Raw genomic sequence first — 16345 nt, forward strand, 5'->3', positions numbered from 1 at the left:
ATGTTTTTGATTTTTGTAAGTTTGCAGGCTTAACAATAAACGCAAAAATTGATGCTTGCATTTGCTAATGCCAAGATAAACCTTGGTCTGTATGTAACTGAGAAAAGACCTGATGGATACCATAATCTTGAAACTGTATTTTATCCGGTAAAAATAAATGATGTTATAGAAATTACAGATGCCGGAGAAACAACTTGTCAGATAAAAGGTATTGATATTCCCGGAAGTACTACTGATAACATCTGCCTAAAAGCATTTGATTTACTTAAAAATGATTTCGATTTGCCAGCGCAACAAATTACGCTGCTTAAAAATATTCCTGTTGGGGCTGGTTTAGGTGGTGGCTCATCTGATGCTGCATTTCTGATCAAGTTATTGAACGATAAATTTCAATTGGGCTTAAATACCCATCAGATGGAAGATTATGCAAGGCAGTTGGGTGCCGATTGTGCATTTTTCATTAACAATAGACCAGTTTTTGCAGAGGGAAAGGGCGATGAGTTTAGCGAGGTCGATGTTGATCTTTCTGGCTACAAGATTATATTGGTTAAACCCCCGGTGCATGTGTCTACTGCCGATGCTTATAGTGGAATTGTGCCTCATAGATCCTCCAAATCACTAAAGGACTTAATTCAATTGCCGTTAAAAGATTGGAAATCGAACCTGAAGAATTATTTTGAAGACACTGTGTTTTTGAAATATCCAGAAATAGCAACGGTAAAACAAGCGCTTTATCATGAGGGAGCAATATTTGCAGCCATGAGTGGGAGCGGTTCATCAGTTTTTGCAATATTTGAAGACCAGGTGAAATTACCCGAACTGGAAAAGGATAATAAAGTGTTTTATAACATTTAGTACCAAAGAACATATTACAAGCATAAAGATATTTACAAATGGAAATTAACCTGATACGTAAAAACAATAAATTTAATTTTGAAGCTCAGAACCCAAGCGGTCAAACTGTAGAACTGGATGCTAAGCCTGAAATTGGTGGAGAAGGTAAAGGTTTCAGACCAATGGAAATGCTGTTGGTGGGCCTTGGAGGTTGCAGTGGAATTGATGTGGTGAATGTGCTAACCAAGCAAAAAGAGCCATTAAATGATGTTAAAATCAATATTAAGGCCACTCGTAAGGATGAAGAGATGCCGCCAATATTTGATGTGATAAACATACATTTCGATCTTTATGGCGCATTAAATGTTCAAAAAGTAGAAAGAGCACTTGCTTTAACTTTCGAAAAATATTGCTCAGTATCTAATATTTTGGAGCGTTCAGCTACGCTGAATTTTACATACGAAATTCATCAGTAAGGTCACTCTGATCTGAACCCCGTTATGTCGATAACCCCCGTCATCTCGACTTTACGAGAGATCTCTTGAATAAGCATAACCAAGAGATCTCTCCTAAAGTCGAGATGACGGCAATATCTCCTAGCTAATATAATCGCGATCCTCATCGCTCAACGCTTTCTTACGATCTTCGGGTTTTATCGGCGTATCAACCCTGTCATAGGTGCTTAAAGTAGTTCTGGGTCTGCCGGCCCAATAGCCCAGTATAAATCCAACAAAAGTACATACACCCACTACCAGCAGTTTAGAAATTTCTTTCTTTACAAAAATGAAGTTAAACTCTACGGCGTCTGTATTTATCATTAAAAAAATAGTAATGATTGCTGTAAATGCGATGATGAAAATGGTTTTGGTCTTCATGACTTAAAAGCTATAGTTTAAAATTAATTCTAATATAGGATTTTGGTTATACACTTTGTTTACAAAAACACACCTGGCGCCCACATCCACAATCGGCTGATAACGCAGTAGGTTCATACTACTACGTAATTCGAAACCAAAAGTTTTAGGTTCTGCTAAATTTGTTTCTGTACCGATGTTTTCATAATGGCAGAACATGCCTGCTCTCAGATTTCTGATATAGGCCAGCGGACCGATTTCTGCATCGGGGAAAACGATAGGGAAGCGGTAATTGAAAAGCAGGGTGTTTCTGAGAACGCTTTTTGCCCTGATGTTACTATAGCCATAAACAGTGTTTATTTCCTGGTCGTACAATCTTATGCCTGATGTATTCTGATAATTGAAATTGGCCAGGAAAGAGTGGTTTTTTAGCAGACCAGGGAAATACAGGAATCCTTCAACAGCGAACAATCGGCCGGCAAGATTATCATCAAATGGTTGGTGCATGTAAGAAATCCTTAATATCTGTGCCCATTTTGGTGCAATGTCTCTTGCGGCCTGTGCCGTGCTATGGTTAAAGGTGAAGTTGTATTCCATCGGGAAAATTAATTTGCTGATGAAATTTTTGGGCAGGTTTTCGGGCTGGTATCTTTGGGTGTAACTGGTTAGTGCATTAAAAGAGAAATTGTAAGTCTCATTTAGCGCGTTTAAGCTTATTGGAACGGATGCCTGAAGTTGGATATTGTTTTCTCTCCAATCGCCCTGCAGAACGCCTGATTTTGTGTTATAGAAAGTTCTTCGCGGCCGGTTCCTGTAGGTGGCTCTTATGATCGGATAAAAACTTTTTAAAGTGAAGCCTGCATTGTACTCGAATTTTTTCAGGTCACGGTAATAATCCACTCTTGCAAAAAAACCGAAAGTGTTAAGCAGGTTGTCGGAATTTAGTTGTAGTCCGCCGCGGTACTCGTTTTCGATAACCGGAATTATGCTGTGTACATTGAACAGGTTTGTTAGTGCACGGTATGGTTTTGAGGAGTAACTGCTATCTGGGATATTGTCGAAAACATTCGTTGTGTTCTCTTGTTTTTGGACGGCGCTGCCAAAATAAACGAAATTGTTATCGCCCGGTTGTTTTAGTTGTAGCGGCATTTCTGAAATTCCATAGCCGCTTAGTGTGTAGTTGTTGAAAATAATGGAAGCAGTGCTATCGGCTTGCGTTGGATTAAAGGCGCCGTATTTAGAGGCGCTCAGAGCGCTTATCTTTTTTGAAATGGTATCTATGCTGTAAATGTTGTCGATTCCATCGTAATGCGCGTTAAAAGCTATTCCTCGGTTAATGTATATCGGTCTGCTTATCTGCTGTTGCGTTTCCTTTATCAACTGTTCTGTTTTTTCTCCCTTGTCTGTTACCCACAAGGCTTTTCCTTTTTCGCTAACGCTAATGTAGGTGATCAGGTTTCCACTGGCGTTGTAGGCCGGAGTTTGCAGTATCAGGTTTTCGGGATTAGGAATAGTGTTTAGGATCGCACCGGTTTCTGCGTCAAGTTCTACCAGGTTGCATTTGTTGCTCAGGTCAAATTTTACTGCGATTATTTTTTTTCCGTCGGCAGAGAGTGTTGGCGAGAAGATGCGGCTTCTGGTGGTTAATTTTTTTTGCCGACCTGTCTTTAGGTTGTAGCTGCAAATTACGCTGTAGCTGCGCTGGCGATATCTTGGGTCATAACGGATCTCATCCCAAACCACAATGTTGTTCGCGTAACTAAACCATGGTTGCTCCTGGTAGCCGATGCTTAGCAGTTTTGTTTCTTTTTTTGCGCTGTCGATTATTGTGAAATGTGCTGTCTCTGCCTTGCTTTGTTTCAGGGTCAGAATTCTGCCATCCTTAATTTTTACAGGGAGGAAGTAGTTGGTTGCAAATTTTGAATCCTGGTTTAGTATCGGGTAGTTTTCCGTTTTGGTTTTTTCAGATTGCGCGGTCCATTCTTTTTTTAAAGTTTCGGTGGTTTGGTTAAACCATTTTTTAGTTCCGCTCTTGGTGAACTTTTTCAGGCTGTTCGAAAAGGGGTACGGTCTTACTGGTCTTTTGCGGATGTCGGTAAGCAGGCTGTCGAAAATATTTTTTCCAAATTCTTTTCTAATGTTCGATGCCATCAGGTAGCCGAGTTGGTAGTAGCCGGGGGTGATGTCTTTTTCAGATCCGAAGCTGACTTTGCTGTATGAGAATTTTTTGCCTTCGAGCAAGCTGGTTCGGTAAGGCATGATCCACGAAGGCTGTCTTCCGCGACCGGCATTTGTGAGAGCGGTTTCGATGGTTACGGCATCGCCTTCAAAAAACCAAAGTGGTATGCTAACTCCGAACCAGGCGAAGTAAACATACTCGGGAAAAGGGTAGGCTTTTCCGCCGGTTAATTTGTCGTATTGAGCCACGTGTCTGAGCTCATGAACGGCAAGGTTATTTAGCCAATCCTGACTGTCGAATTGCTGAGGAGGGGTGGTGTAAAATTCCGACTTTTTTGGAGCGAGTTGAACGAAGCCGTTTGCGATCACTCCACGGTTTTGAAGGACTAGTGGGAGGGTGGTTTTTTGCCTCCTAAGACTACCGCCTACATGGGGGTAAATATAGCCCAGGGTATTGGCCATTCTTTGGGCTTCTTTTTCGAGCCCGTCCGGAAATATGATCCTGAAGCCAGATGCATTTATTTGTCGCCATTTTACACTAAGTGGGTTTTGTTCTCCGCCAAAAAGCTGGGCAAAAGCAGTATGTGAAATTATACTTAATGTTAGTGTTATTATAAATTTGATTATCAGTTGTTTGAGCTCTTTATTTGATGTCATTTTTCTGATTTACTAAAATAATTAGTATTTGTAAATTTTTGTTGGTTAATTTTGATGATTTTTTAATTTATGTATATGTATTTAATTTTCTGACTTTCAAATAAATATACTAATAAAGTAAAGAACTGATAATTCTGATTTTTGTGAATTTTTAGCGTAGAAATGGAGGTTTTGGTGTTTCTGGAGCTAATTAATTTCAGGTTGTCGGAATCTGCTGTTAAGGTACACTAATTAAGCTTAAAATCCAACAAAATTTCTTTGTTAAAATTTGGCTGTGTATACAGAAATGAAAAATATGAGCGGGTAAAATGCTTGTCGGATGTGTCGTATTTTGAGTGAAAACTGGCTTAAATCTGAGGGGTAAAACGACCTCCCTATCTCCTGTTTCAACAGATGATTTACTACTGTAAATTCTTTCTTTTTTTGTAGATGGGATAAAGGAAAACTGAGCCTAAAATGAGTGCGGCTCCGAAGTAAAATCCGGTAGACATTGCCTCTTTTGTTCCAAAGAAAATGAAGGCCAAAAGGATGCCGTAAACAGGTTCGAGGTTGGTGATGAGCGCTACCCTAAAAGCCGACAAAGTGCGCATCACGGACACGCCGGCAACGTAGGCAAGTGCGGTGCATATGGTACCCAAAACGGTAAGGTAAATCCAGTCGGTAACACTTAAATTGAAGGCCTCGGTAAGCAAGCTTTGATCGGTAAAACGATACAATGTGATCCAGAAAAAGGCACCTGTAATCTCATAAAATCCAATGATTTTATGGTCGCTTTTTTGGACTAAAGTAGAATTTATGGTGGCAAATAAGCTCGATGCAAGGGCTGAAGTAAGGCCAAAAATGATGCCTAAAGTATACTTTGATTCGAATTTAAAGATCAGATATATGCCTGCAATGATGATTAAACCGACGATGACATCAGGTATAAGGATGCATTGTTTCTTTATTAGAGGCTCTAAAATAGCTGTAAAAAGAGTAAAAGAAGAGAGGCACACGAGGGTTACAGATACTGTTGAAACCTTAATGGCATGGAAGAATAATATCCAATGTATGGCCACTATACTGCCCGTAAAAAAGAACTGCAGAAACTGCTTTTTGGTTACCCTGATGCTGGTTTTGGTAGCCATGAAGTAGATGAACAGCGTGATGCTGGCTATCATTACCCTGTACCATACCATTTGTACCGCATCTATTGAGATTAATGCCCCTAGGATGCCTGTAAAGCCCCATATAAACACCGTAAAATGTAGGATTAATAAGTTTCTGGTTACAGACGTTTCTGATGTAACCGGGGTCATTATTTAGGTGCTTTTCTCAGTAGATAATAGCCCAGCAGACCAAAGAATATTGTTGGTGCCAGCACTGCAAATAGTGGTGAAGTGCCTCCTTTTAGGGAGAACATTTTAGCAAATTGGTTCATTACAATATAGCCAAAGCTTAATAATATACCTATTCCAAGGGGTAAACCAACACCTCCACGAACCTTTCTGGAGGATAGTGCAACACCTATGAGGGTTAAAACAAACGCAGAAAGAGGGTGTAGGTAGCGCTTATATTGCTCAAATAACAAATCATTCCAAATACCTGTGCCTCTTATCTTTTCTTTTCTGATTTTGTCTGATAACTCTTTGTTACTCAGGTTCTCAAATATATTGTCGTAGGCTGAGAAATCATCTGGTCGCATGTCCAGTACAGTATCTTTAGGTTTTACCAATTCCCTTACAAAAGTCTCTTTAAGGCCATTAATATACCTTACAGAGTAGTTGGTTAGTCGCCATGATCTCTTTAAAGAATCGTACGATATTTCTTCTGCAACAAGCTTTTTTGTCAATACGTCGCCTTTGAAATTATCTAATGAGAACCTGCTTCCTTTCTTTGTTTTATTGTCGAAACTATCCATATAGATGTATGTATTTGCATCTAATTTCATGTGGATATTGTTCTTGCTTGGCGATGCATTCTTCTTTACGTAGGTGTTCTCAAAGCTGTTTTTAAGCTGATTTGTATAAGGCAGAATGAACAGATTGGAAGCCAGATTTAGTGAAAATATGACGAATGCTGATATAAAATAGGGTAAAAGGAAGCGATTAAAGCTTACTCCGCCACTTAGGATAGGCACAATTTCGGTTTGATCAGCCATCTTTGCTGTAAAGAAGATTACCGCAATAAAATTGATCAAGGGCGAGAGCATGTTAACGTAAAAAGGGATTGAACCTGCATAATACAGGGTTACAACCTGCCAAAAGGTAAGGTTTGCGCTTAGAAAATCGTCTAGCTTTTCCGACAAGTCAAAAATAACGATAATCACTACAAATAAGGTCAGGGTGTATAGAAACGTGCCCAGATACTTACTGATAATGTACCAGTCGATGATTTTAACCCTGTCTTTTAAGAAACTCATTTATAATTTATTCCCTAAGATAGTTACCATTTTGTTTTTCCACGCATAAAACTCACCTGCAATGATTTTTTCGCGGGCCTGTTTAACCAGCCAAAGATAGAAATGTAGGTTGTGCAAGGTAGCTATTTGTGCACCCAGGATCTCTTTTGAGTGCATTAGGTGCCTTAAATAGGCCTTAGAATATACCTGGTCTGCATGCAGGTCACTGTCGGCTTCAATTGGTGAGAAATCATTTGCCCACTTCTTGTTGCCTATATTAATGATACCATTTTTAGTGAAAAGCATACCATTTCTGGCATTTCTTGTAGGCATTACACAATCAAACATATCTACACCTAACGCAATATTCTCTAAAATATTGATAGGAGTACCTACGCCCATTAAATAACGAGGCTTTTCATATGGTAAAATATCACATACTATTTCAGTCATCCCGTACATTTCTTCGGCAGGCTCACCAACAGATAAACCACCTATTGCATTGCCCTCACGGTCCATAGAAGCGATAAATTCAGCAGATTTTTTCCTTAGATCTTTATAGACTGAACCCTGCACAATAGGGAAAAGGGTTTGGTTAAAGCCGTATTTTGGCTCTGTTGAGTCAAATCTTGTACAGCAGCGCTTTAACCAGCGATGGGTCATGTTAATAGAAGATGCTGCATATTTATAATCGCATGGATACGGTGTACATTCATCAAACGCCATGATAATGTCGGCCCCAATGGTACGTTGTATATCCATTGCATATTCAGGTGTAAATAGATGCTTTGAACCGTCAATATGTGAATTAAAGGTAACTCCTTCTTCTTTGATTTTTCTTACTTTGCTCAAAGAATACACCTGATAGCCGCCACTGTCGGTTAAAATAGGACGGTCCCAGCCAATAAATTTGTGTAATCCGCCGGCTTGTTCCAGAACATCTAACCCTGGTCTGAGATACAAGTGGTAGGTGTTTCCAAGAATTATTTTGGCATCGATATCATTTTTAAGCTCTCTTTGATGTACTGCTTTAACTGTTCCTGCAGTGCCTACAGGCATGAAAATAGGAGTTTGTATCTCTCCGTGATCCGTTGTAATTGTTCCTGCTCTTGCTTTTGAATGTATATCTTTTGCCTCTAAACTAAACTTCATCTGTGTATGTTTATTGTTTTTTGATTAGAGTAAGTTAGTGTGTAATCTTCCTCTTCAAAAAATCAGGGCAAAAGTAGCAAAAAACCAGCTATTTACGGGCTAAAATTTTTATCAACATAAATGTGCATTACTGATTAAAAATGAGAAATTTGCCAGTTACAAAAATACATCGTGGAATTAACCTTAATTGAGAGCTGCCTGCTCGGCGCTTTAATCTTTTGCTTCTTAATACAGCTATATTTTAGCCTCTTTGTTCACTTAAAACTTGCTCTGGTAAAAGTCGATCCTATTCCCGAAACAGGTAGAAAACCTTTAAGTGTTGTGATTTGCGCACGCAATGAAGTTAATAACCTTACAGAATACTTGCCTTCCGTTTTGGAGCAGAATTATCCTGATTATGAGGTTATTGTTGTTAACGACAGATCCTGGGATGGTACACGTGAATTATTGGAAACCTTTGAAAAACAATATAAGCACCTTAAAGTTGTTCACGTAAATGAAGGAGAAAAGTTTATAGCAGGTAAGAAATTTGCAGTTACCATGGGTATTAAAGCAGCCACAAATGAGTGGCTTGTTTTTACAGATGCCGATTGTTTGCCTGCCTCGCAAGATTGGTTACTGAGCATGCAGCAACCCGAAAATGAGCATGTGGATATCCTTTTAGGTTACTCACCTTATATAAAAAAGAGAGGGATATTGAATGCTTTAATTCGTTTCGAGACATTTTTTACAGCAGTAAATTACCTTTCATTTGCTTTAAAAGGTATGCCTTATATGGGGGTTGGCCGCAATATGGCGTATAAGAAATCATTATTTTTTAAGAAAAAAGGGTTTGCGGCACACATGCATATACCTTCGGGCGATGATGATCTTTTTGTAAATGCTCATGCAACCAGAAGTAATACCGCAATTTCTATTAATAAGGATGCTCATGTTTGGAGCGAGCCAAATACAAGTTTTGGTGCTTATCTGAGACAGAAGAAAAGACATTTTGGAGCAGGTAAAATGTATAAAGGAAAACATAAGTTCATCCTCTCGTCGCAGATTATTATTCAATTCCTGTTTTATGCTTTCTTTGTCGCTTTGTTGTTCTTTAAAGCTACCTTATATATATCACTTGGTGTTTTTGTATTGAGTATTATAATAAGGTGTTTTGTTTACCCACGCCTTTTAAAGCGGTTAAGTTATGGTAATTTGAGTATTTGGTTTCCTGTTTTGGATATTCTATTGTTCATTTTTCTAGTGTTTAACGGCATTCTGTCTATATTTGTTAAAAAAGTACAGTGGAAATAAAGTCTACTCTAATACAGAAATATTTTAAAGAGCTAACTGATCAGCAGATAGCTCAGTTTGATCAATTGTACGAATTGTACAGTTTCTGGAATTCCCAGATCAATGTAATTTCAAGAAAAGATATTGATGAGTTATATGAACGCCATATTCTTCATTCGTTGGGAATTGCCAAATTCTGCACTTTCAAAGCAGGAGAACGTGTGTTGGATGTGGGCACCGGAGGTGGATTCCCTGGCATACCGCTAGCTATTCTTTTTCCAGAAACTCAGTTCCATCTGGTTGATTCTATTGGTAAAAAGATTAAAGTGGTTACTGAAGTAGCTGCGGCATTAGGTTTAAAGAATGTTAAAGCGAGTCATTTAAGAGCTGAACAGATTGCAGACAAGTACGATTTTGTAGTTTCCAGAGCAGTTACCAGGCTTATTGATTTTTATCCATGGGTAAAAGGGAAGTTTAATAAAGAATCTAAAAATGCCATTCCTAATGGCATACTATATTTAAAAGGTGGTGATTTAAAAGAAGAGATTTCTGAATCAAAACTAAAAGCGGAATTATATCCGCTTTCAGCTTACTTTGAAGAAGAGTTTTTTGAAACCAAATACGTGGTTTATATACCGCAGTAAGGTTTAATTGGTAAGCTTCAAATCTTAAAGGGCAGCTTCCTTTTTTAGTTCTTTAAATAGCCACCAGATGCTACTTTTTCTTAAAGCCGATCTTTAGTGATCGGCTTTAAAGTTTGATCATATGCAATGAAATCTTCTGATAATCTTAAGTAACCTCGATCATAATATAGCCAATGCATTACATCATCAAGGATTTTAGAAGGTTCAATAACTGGCTTTCCAATTTTTACTTGTTGCGTTTCGACATTAATAAATAATATTAGAAGTGTGCAAATACTCGCTAATATTAACTTTATTTTGGCTACTTTATTAGTCATAAAGTTTTTTAATAAAATCTATTTAGGAATTAATTACCTGATTTTTCTTTCACATTCACGGTGCCTTCTAGCGTTGTCTTAGTCCCTTCTTTTGTTTCTAATTTATCCTTGGTAAGAAGTCTATATGTTGTAGATAGGGATTTTGCTTGTTCTTCATTTTTAGTAGGTGATGTTGCTGGTTTCCCTTCGGCAACGTGAATTTTATATGCCAAAATTATTGATTTGGTTGGTTCTCCATTTTTGGTAGAGGAAGTAATCCCGTCGTTTTCTTTAATAGTTATTGATTTTCCTTCCTCTTTCACTGGCTCAACAGGAGGTGGAGGAGGAGGCACTGGTTTATCAGGCACTACAATTGGCGGTGGGAACTTTATCTTTTTAACGGATCCTGCTTTTTTAGGAGCTCTGACTTCATCAGGTTTTACTATTGGTGGTGGGAATTTGACCTGTTTAACCACGGGAGGCGGTGGTGGCGCAATTCTAACTTTTGTAATTTGGCTCTCTTTAGTTGTTTTAGATTTTGCACCTGGTTTAGTCTTAACCTCTATTATTTCAGCTGCTTTTTTCTTAGGTGTTTCCTGTTTTACAGATTGATCGGACTCGTATTTCTCCGGATACAAGTCTATCACTGCATAGTCTTTAGTAAACGCCATGGTGGATGCGCAGAGCATCCCTCCGGCAATTGGCAATGCAAACAGGAGTTTGAGCCTCGCTCTTCCCGTTGATTTTTTTTTGTTTAACATGTTAATTCTCCTTTTTAATATTGATTGATTGAATATTTGATTGGTAAGCTGATTAGGCGCAATACCAAAGGAATTTTGAATCAGAAACATCGCGTATTGATGTTTCTGAATGTCCTTATGTGTTGTGATGTCGTCGGCGATGTATTCGTGCAGAAGCTTAATTTCTTTTTTGATGAAATAGGTGATGGGATTAAACCATGATACGATTTGAATGATCTCAAAGAAAATTATATCTAAACTGTGTTTCTGCTTTATATGCACCATCTCATGCTTAAGAATGGTGTTTTTCTCCTGCACAGATGGATTTAAGAACAATAGGTTAAAGAAAGAGAAGGCAGCATGTGATTCGCCTAGTTCAACATACGTAATTTTTCCAGATTTCTGTTTTTTAGCATTAATGGAAAGTAAAATGATCTTATATATGCTCATTGCCATTTTTATTGCAAAAAATAAGGCTATAAAGAGGTAGCAATAAATCAACAGATTGCTTATCGTAAATGCATTAGATTTTTCGATTACTGGCGTTAATTGAACCGATAAGATCGTGACTTCCTTTTGATTGTTTAATAGATTATTGAGGTAGCCTACCTGCAAAAGTGGAATAATGAAAGCTATAATACTCGTTATAATAAGATAATACCTATTTAAGGAATAGAAAGTTTCCTTATGTAAAAGCAAACGGTAGAAGCCGTAAAACGCAGCTAAATATAGATTAGCCTCTAGCAGATAGTACAACCAGTTCATCATTTCTTGTTTTTAAGTTTTTCAGCAAGTTGGATCAATTCGTCGAGCTCATCCATGTCCATGTTTTTCTCTTTTACAAGGAAAGATACCAGGCTCTGATAAGAATTTTCGAAGTAATTGTTCATTACTTTATCAAATGCAAAGTGTTTGTACTCGTCTTCAGTTATTATAGGAAAGTAGATATGGGTGTTGCCAACGGCCTTATGATCTATAAACCCTTTGCCTTCTAATACTCTGATTACCGTTGACACCGTATTGTATGCTGGTTTTGGTGGGGTCATTTTGTCTATAACATCCTTTACCAACCCCTCTTTTATTTCCCATAAAATTAGCATTACCTGCTCTTCCGCCTTTGTAAGTTCTCTCATCATTTATTAAATATTGTTGTTAATTAAAGTTACTACTATTTTTATAGTTTACAAACTATTTTTGTAGTTTGTTTTTAATTATCTGATTTACAGTTATATATTTTAGTTTGTTGGTTGGTAGATAAATAAATATATAATTTAGCCCATGAGTTTAATCCACAAAATAGGCCTCACCTTAATTAAGAGTGTGGGGCATGTAACTGCCAAAAGTTTGCTGGAGCATTTTGGTAATGCAGAGGCTGTATTTAAAGCAAGTAGAAAAGAAATATTGCAAATTCCAGGGATTGGGCCTGCAACCGCAGATCAAATCCTGACTAATGATGCCCTAAAAATTGCTGAAGAGCAACTAAAATTTATTAAAAAGCATAGGGTTGAGGTTTTGTTTTATACCGATGATAACTATCCTAAGCGGTTAAAAAACTGCTTTGATGCACCCGTTTTACTATACTATAAAGGCACTGCTAACCTTAACCATAATAGAATTATAAGTGTTGTTGGCACCAGAAAGGCGACAGAATACGGTAGGCAACTGTGCAAACAACTGGCGGTAACTTTGGCTGATTATGATGTTGTTATAGTTAGCGGCCTGGCATATGGCATTGATATAGCTGCTCATAAAGAAAGCTTGTATCAGGACATGCCTACCATTGGGATTCTTGCGCATGGGCTCGATCGGGTTTACCCTCCATTACATCAGCCAATAGCCCAAAAAATGATGCTAAACGGTGGTTTGCTTACCGAATTCCCGTTGCATACCAATCCAGATAAAGAGAATTTTCCGAAGCGAAACCGGATCATTGCAGGGCTTGCAGATGCCATAATAGTTGTAGAAGCCACTGCTAAAGGAGGTGCGTTAATTACAGCTGATATCGCAAATTCCTATCATCGCGATGTCTATGCTTTCCCCGGCAGAACAACTGATGTGAGTTCTGAGGGATGTAATTTCCTGATTAAAACGAATAGGGCAGCGCTGATTAATCATGCAAAAGACCTCGCTTATTACCTGGGGTGGGATGAAATAAAGACAAAAAAGACTGAGCAAACTCAATTGTTAATTGGGCTCTCCAAAGAAGAACAGAAAGTTGTTGACCTTTTACAGGTATCGGATTTAAGGATCGATGAACTGTCCATACGGTCGGAAATTCCTCAAAGCAAACTCGCCATGCATTTGTTAAACCTTGAAATGCAAGGGATTCTGATTTCTTTACCGGGTAAAACGTATAAATTGAGTGGATAAACGCATTAGCTTCTGTAATGAAATTTTTTATTTACCTACATATTGCATTGTTTGTAAGTCTATTGGAGTACTAGATTAAAATAATATTCTATATTTTGTGTTATTTCAATATTAAATTACGAATATTCATTTATAAATAAAATTCCAATCTTCAATCTGTATTTTTGTGTCATGTGGTACAACAATATTTTAGAAACCATTGGTAATACACCATTGGTAAAATTGAATAACATTACAAAGGATATTCCGGCTACGATATTGGCTAAAATTGAGACAACCAACCCTGGTAACTCAATAAAAGATCGTATGGCGGTTAAGATGATAGAAGACGCTGAAAAAAGTGGTAAACTGAAACCTGGTGGCACCATCATAGAGGGGACATCCGGAAATACCGGTATGGGATTAGCTATGGCGGCCATTATAAAAGGTTACAAGTGTATTTTTACTACTACCGACAAGCAATCAAAAGAAAAGGTAGATGCTTTGCGTGCGTTTGGTGCTGAGGTAATCGTATGTCCAACTAATGTTGAACCTGAAGATCCAAGGTCTTATTATTCAGTATCTACGCGTTTAGAGCGTGAGGTTCCAAACTCATGGAAGCCCAATCAGTATGATAATTTATCTAACTCGCAGGCCCATTATGAGCAAACTGGGCCCGAAATATGGGCACAAACTGAAGGAAAGATAACTCATCTTGTAGTTGGTGTTGGTACAGGAGGCACAATTTCTGGTACTGGTAAATACCTTAAAGAACAGAACCCTAATATTAAGGTTTGGGGAATTGATACTTACGGATCGGTTTTTAAGAAATATAAAGAGACCGGGATATTTGATAAAAATGAGGTCTATCCTTACATAACTGAGGGTATTGGAGAAGACTTTCTTCCTAAAAATGTAGATTTTGATATCATTGACCTTTTTGAAAAGGTAACAGATAAAGATGCGGCTTTGATGACCCGTGATATAGCACGCAAAGAGGGGATTTTTGTTGGTAATTCAGCAGGTTCTGCCGTTGCCGGACTGCTGCAATTAAAAGATAAACTGAAGCCTGAGGATGTTGTGGTGATCATATTTCATGACCATGGCAGCAGATATATGGGTAAAATGTATAACGAGGATTGGTTAAGGGAGCGTGGCTTTTTAAAAGACGAAAAGCTTACCGCTGCTACTATTATAGATAAAAAAGACAAAACAGAAATTGTAACTATTGATTGTGAAAAGACTATTCTTGAAGCAATTAATACTATGCATATGCTAAATATCTCGCAGATTCCGGTTACCCAAAAAGAAATGGTTGTTGGTAAGCTGGCCGAAGGAGATATTTTAAAGGCTTTAATGGAAAATCCTTCACTTAAATCAGCTAAGGTTCAGGAGATTATGTCATCCGGGTTTCCTTTTGTTGACCTCAACACATCAATTGACAGGATTTCTGCGTTAATAAACATAGAAAACAGTGCGGTACTGGTTGAGACTGAGGGAGGTAAGATCGAAATTATCACGCAGTACGATATTATTAATGCTATTTCTGCTTAAATAAGCAACCGAGACAAAAACCACTATACAGTAAAAAAGCCCCAATTGGGGCTTTTTTATTTATCGTCATAATGTTTTTAATGTGATGGAGCAGAAGCCTCAATGCGCTTAATTTGTGCACCTAATGCACGTAAACGAATGTCAATGTCTTGATAACCACGCTCGATCTGCTCAATATTAAAGATTGTAGATTTTCCTTCGGCAGATAGGGCTGCAATTAATAAAGAAACCCCGGCACGTATATCAGGAGAAGTCATGCTGATACCCCTAAGTTTATATTTCTTGTCAATGCCGTTAACTGCTGCTCTATGCGGGTCGCAAAGAATGATCTGGGCACCCATATCAATCAATTTATCAACAAAAAACAATCTGCTTTCGAACATTTTCTGGTGAATAAGCACGTTTCCTCTTGCTTGTGTAGCAATAACCAACACAATGCTTAAAAGATCCGGAGTAAAGCCCGGCCATGGAGAATCGGCAATAGTAAGCATTGACCCATCTATAAATGACTCAATTACATAATGTTTTTGAGAAGGAATATAGATGTCGTCACCTCGCAATTCAAATTTGATACCTAGCTTTCTGAATACATCAGGAATTACACCAAGCTCTGAATAGCATACATTTTTAATTGTGATTTCAGACTCGGTCATTGCGGCTAAACCTATGAATGAACCAATTTCAATCATATCAGGAAGCATTCTGTGTTCAGTGCCGCCTAGTTTTTCAACTCCTTCAATAGTAAGCAGGTTGGAACCAACTCCGGTGATTTTGGCACCCATGCGGTTCAGCATTTTACAAAGCTGTTGCAGGTAAGGTTCACATGCTGCATTATATATGGTAGTAGTACCCTTGGCAAGTACAGCCGCCATAACAATATTGGCCGTTCCTGTTACAGAAGCCTCATCTAATAATATATATGCGCCTTTAAGATTTGTAGCATCTACATTAAAAAACTCTTTTTTAGAGTCGTACACAAACTTAGCCCCTAATTTTTCAAAGCCTAAAAAGTGAGTATCTAATCTTCTTCTGCCTATTTTATCGCCTCCCGGCTTAGGAATTGCAGCGGTACCAAAACGACCTAAAAGTGGACCGACTATCATGATTGAACCCCTTAAACCACCGCCCTTAGCTTTAAAGGCATCAGATAAGAAGAATTTAAGGTCAATGTTTTTAGCTTCAAAGGTGTAAGTGTCTTTAGATAAGCGCTCTACAGTTACCCCCATATCGCCCAGCAATTCAATAAGCTTGTTTACATCTTTGATATCTGGAATATTACTGATGGTAATTTTCTGATCTGTTAATAAAACAGCAGCAATGATCTGTAAGGCCTCATTCTTTGCTCCCTGAGGATGAATTTCACCCTTTAACTTCTTTCCACCAATTATTTCAAATGCGTTCATACTACTGTTAAGGATCTAAATATTAAAATTGG

At 38.1% G+C, this 16345-nt stretch carries 15 protein-coding genes; 6 read left to right on the forward strand and 9 right to left on the reverse strand.

Going from position 1 to position 16345, the window contains the following annotated elements; translation table 11 throughout:
* Positions 1–51 precede the first annotated feature (51 nt).
* Positions 52–855 (forward strand): 4-(cytidine 5'-diphospho)-2-C-methyl-D-erythritol kinase, encoded by an 804-nt coding sequence (ispE, locus tag HQN86_RS03325; RefSeq protein WP_172659610.1) that lies wholly within the window; start codon positions 52–54, stop codon positions 853–855.
* Positions 856–893: 38 nt separating this feature from the next.
* Positions 894–1310, forward strand: coding sequence for an OsmC family protein (locus HQN86_RS03330; RefSeq protein WP_172659611.1), 417 nt, complete (start codon positions 894–896; stop codon positions 1308–1310).
* A 120-nt stretch (positions 1311–1430) separates the two neighbouring features.
* Here the strand turns inward: HQN86_RS03330 and HQN86_RS03335 are convergent, their stop codons facing one another.
* The 5 genes from HQN86_RS03335 to tgt all read right to left on the reverse strand — a co-directional run bounded on the left by HQN86_RS03335 (position 1431) and on the right by tgt (position 8055).
* Positions 1431–1709: a LapA family protein gene (locus tag HQN86_RS03335; RefSeq protein ID WP_048906914.1), complete on the reverse strand. Its 279-nt coding sequence runs from the start codon at positions 1707–1709 to the stop codon at positions 1431–1433.
* A gap of 3 nt (positions 1710–1712) precedes the next feature.
* On the reverse strand, positions 1713–4523 hold the full coding sequence (locus HQN86_RS03340; RefSeq protein ID WP_172659612.1) for a TolB-like translocation protein: 2811 nt from the start codon (positions 4521–4523) through the stop codon (positions 1713–1715).
* A 401-nt stretch (positions 4524–4924) separates the two neighbouring features.
* The gene (locus HQN86_RS03345; RefSeq protein WP_172659613.1) at positions 4925–5821 is read right to left on the reverse strand and encodes a DMT family transporter; all 897 of its coding nucleotides are present in this window, start codon (positions 5819–5821) and stop codon (positions 4925–4927) included.
* The gene (locus tag HQN86_RS03350) at positions 5821–6924 is read right to left on the reverse strand and encodes an LptF/LptG family permease (RefSeq protein WP_172659614.1); all 1104 of its coding nucleotides are present in this window, start codon (positions 6922–6924) and stop codon (positions 5821–5823) included. Before HQN86_RS03350 ends, HQN86_RS03345 begins: the two co-directional genes overlap by 1 nt.
* The gene (tgt, locus tag HQN86_RS03355) at positions 6925–8055 is read right to left on the reverse strand and encodes a tRNA guanosine(34) transglycosylase Tgt (RefSeq protein ID WP_172659615.1); all 1131 of its coding nucleotides are present in this window, start codon (positions 8053–8055) and stop codon (positions 6925–6927) included.
* A 171-nt stretch (positions 8056–8226) separates the two neighbouring features.
* Here tgt and HQN86_RS03360 point away from each other — a divergent pair, with 171 nt between their 5' ends.
* A complete protein-coding gene (locus tag HQN86_RS03360) occupies positions 8227–9348 on the forward strand; it encodes a glycosyltransferase (protein WP_172659616.1) in 1122 nt (373 codons plus the stop codon).
* A complete protein-coding gene (gene rsmG / locus HQN86_RS03365) occupies positions 9339–9971 on the forward strand; it encodes a 16S rRNA (guanine(527)-N(7))-methyltransferase RsmG (protein WP_172659617.1) in 633 nt (210 codons plus the stop codon). The genes HQN86_RS03360 and rsmG overlap by 10 nt, the downstream gene beginning before the upstream one ends.
* A gap of 80 nt (positions 9972–10051) precedes the next feature.
* Here the strand turns inward: rsmG and HQN86_RS03370 are convergent, their stop codons facing one another.
* The 3 genes from HQN86_RS03370 to HQN86_RS03380 are packed head-to-tail and all read right to left on the reverse strand — an operon-like array spanning position 10052 to position 12143.
* Positions 10052–10288 (reverse strand): hypothetical protein, encoded by a 237-nt coding sequence (locus HQN86_RS03370; protein ID WP_172659618.1) that lies wholly within the window; start codon positions 10286–10288, stop codon positions 10052–10054.
* Between the two features lie 29 nt (positions 10289–10317).
* A complete protein-coding gene (locus HQN86_RS03375; RefSeq protein WP_216854312.1) occupies positions 10318–11775 on the reverse strand; it encodes a M56 family metallopeptidase in 1458 nt (485 codons plus the stop codon).
* Entirely contained in the window at positions 11772–12143 is a 372-nt protein-coding gene (locus tag HQN86_RS03380; RefSeq protein ID WP_172659620.1) for a BlaI/MecI/CopY family transcriptional regulator, read from the reverse strand. The genes HQN86_RS03375 and HQN86_RS03380 overlap by 4 nt, the downstream gene beginning before the upstream one ends.
* A gap of 142 nt (positions 12144–12285) precedes the next feature.
* Here HQN86_RS03380 and dprA point away from each other — a divergent pair, with 142 nt between their 5' ends.
* Positions 12286–13377, forward strand: coding sequence for a DNA-processing protein DprA (dprA, locus tag HQN86_RS03385; protein WP_172659621.1), 1092 nt, complete (start codon positions 12286–12288; stop codon positions 13375–13377).
* 171 nt (positions 13378–13548) lie between these two features.
* The gene (locus tag HQN86_RS03390) at positions 13549–14910 is read left to right on the forward strand and encodes a pyridoxal-phosphate dependent enzyme (RefSeq protein WP_172659622.1); all 1362 of its coding nucleotides are present in this window, start codon (positions 13549–13551) and stop codon (positions 14908–14910) included.
* 77 nt (positions 14911–14987) lie between these two features.
* On the opposite strand, the gene murA is transcribed toward HQN86_RS03390, so the two are convergent.
* Positions 14988–16313, reverse strand: a complete 1326-nt coding sequence (murA, locus tag HQN86_RS03395) for a UDP-N-acetylglucosamine 1-carboxyvinyltransferase (protein ID WP_172659623.1) — start codon at positions 16311–16313, stop codon at positions 14988–14990.
* Between the last annotated feature and the right edge of the window lie 32 nt (positions 16314–16345).

This window comes from Pedobacter panaciterrae, from assembly GCF_013204795.1.
GTDB classification, from domain to species: domain Bacteria; phylum Bacteroidota; class Bacteroidia; order Sphingobacteriales; family Sphingobacteriaceae; genus Pedobacter; species Pedobacter panaciterrae.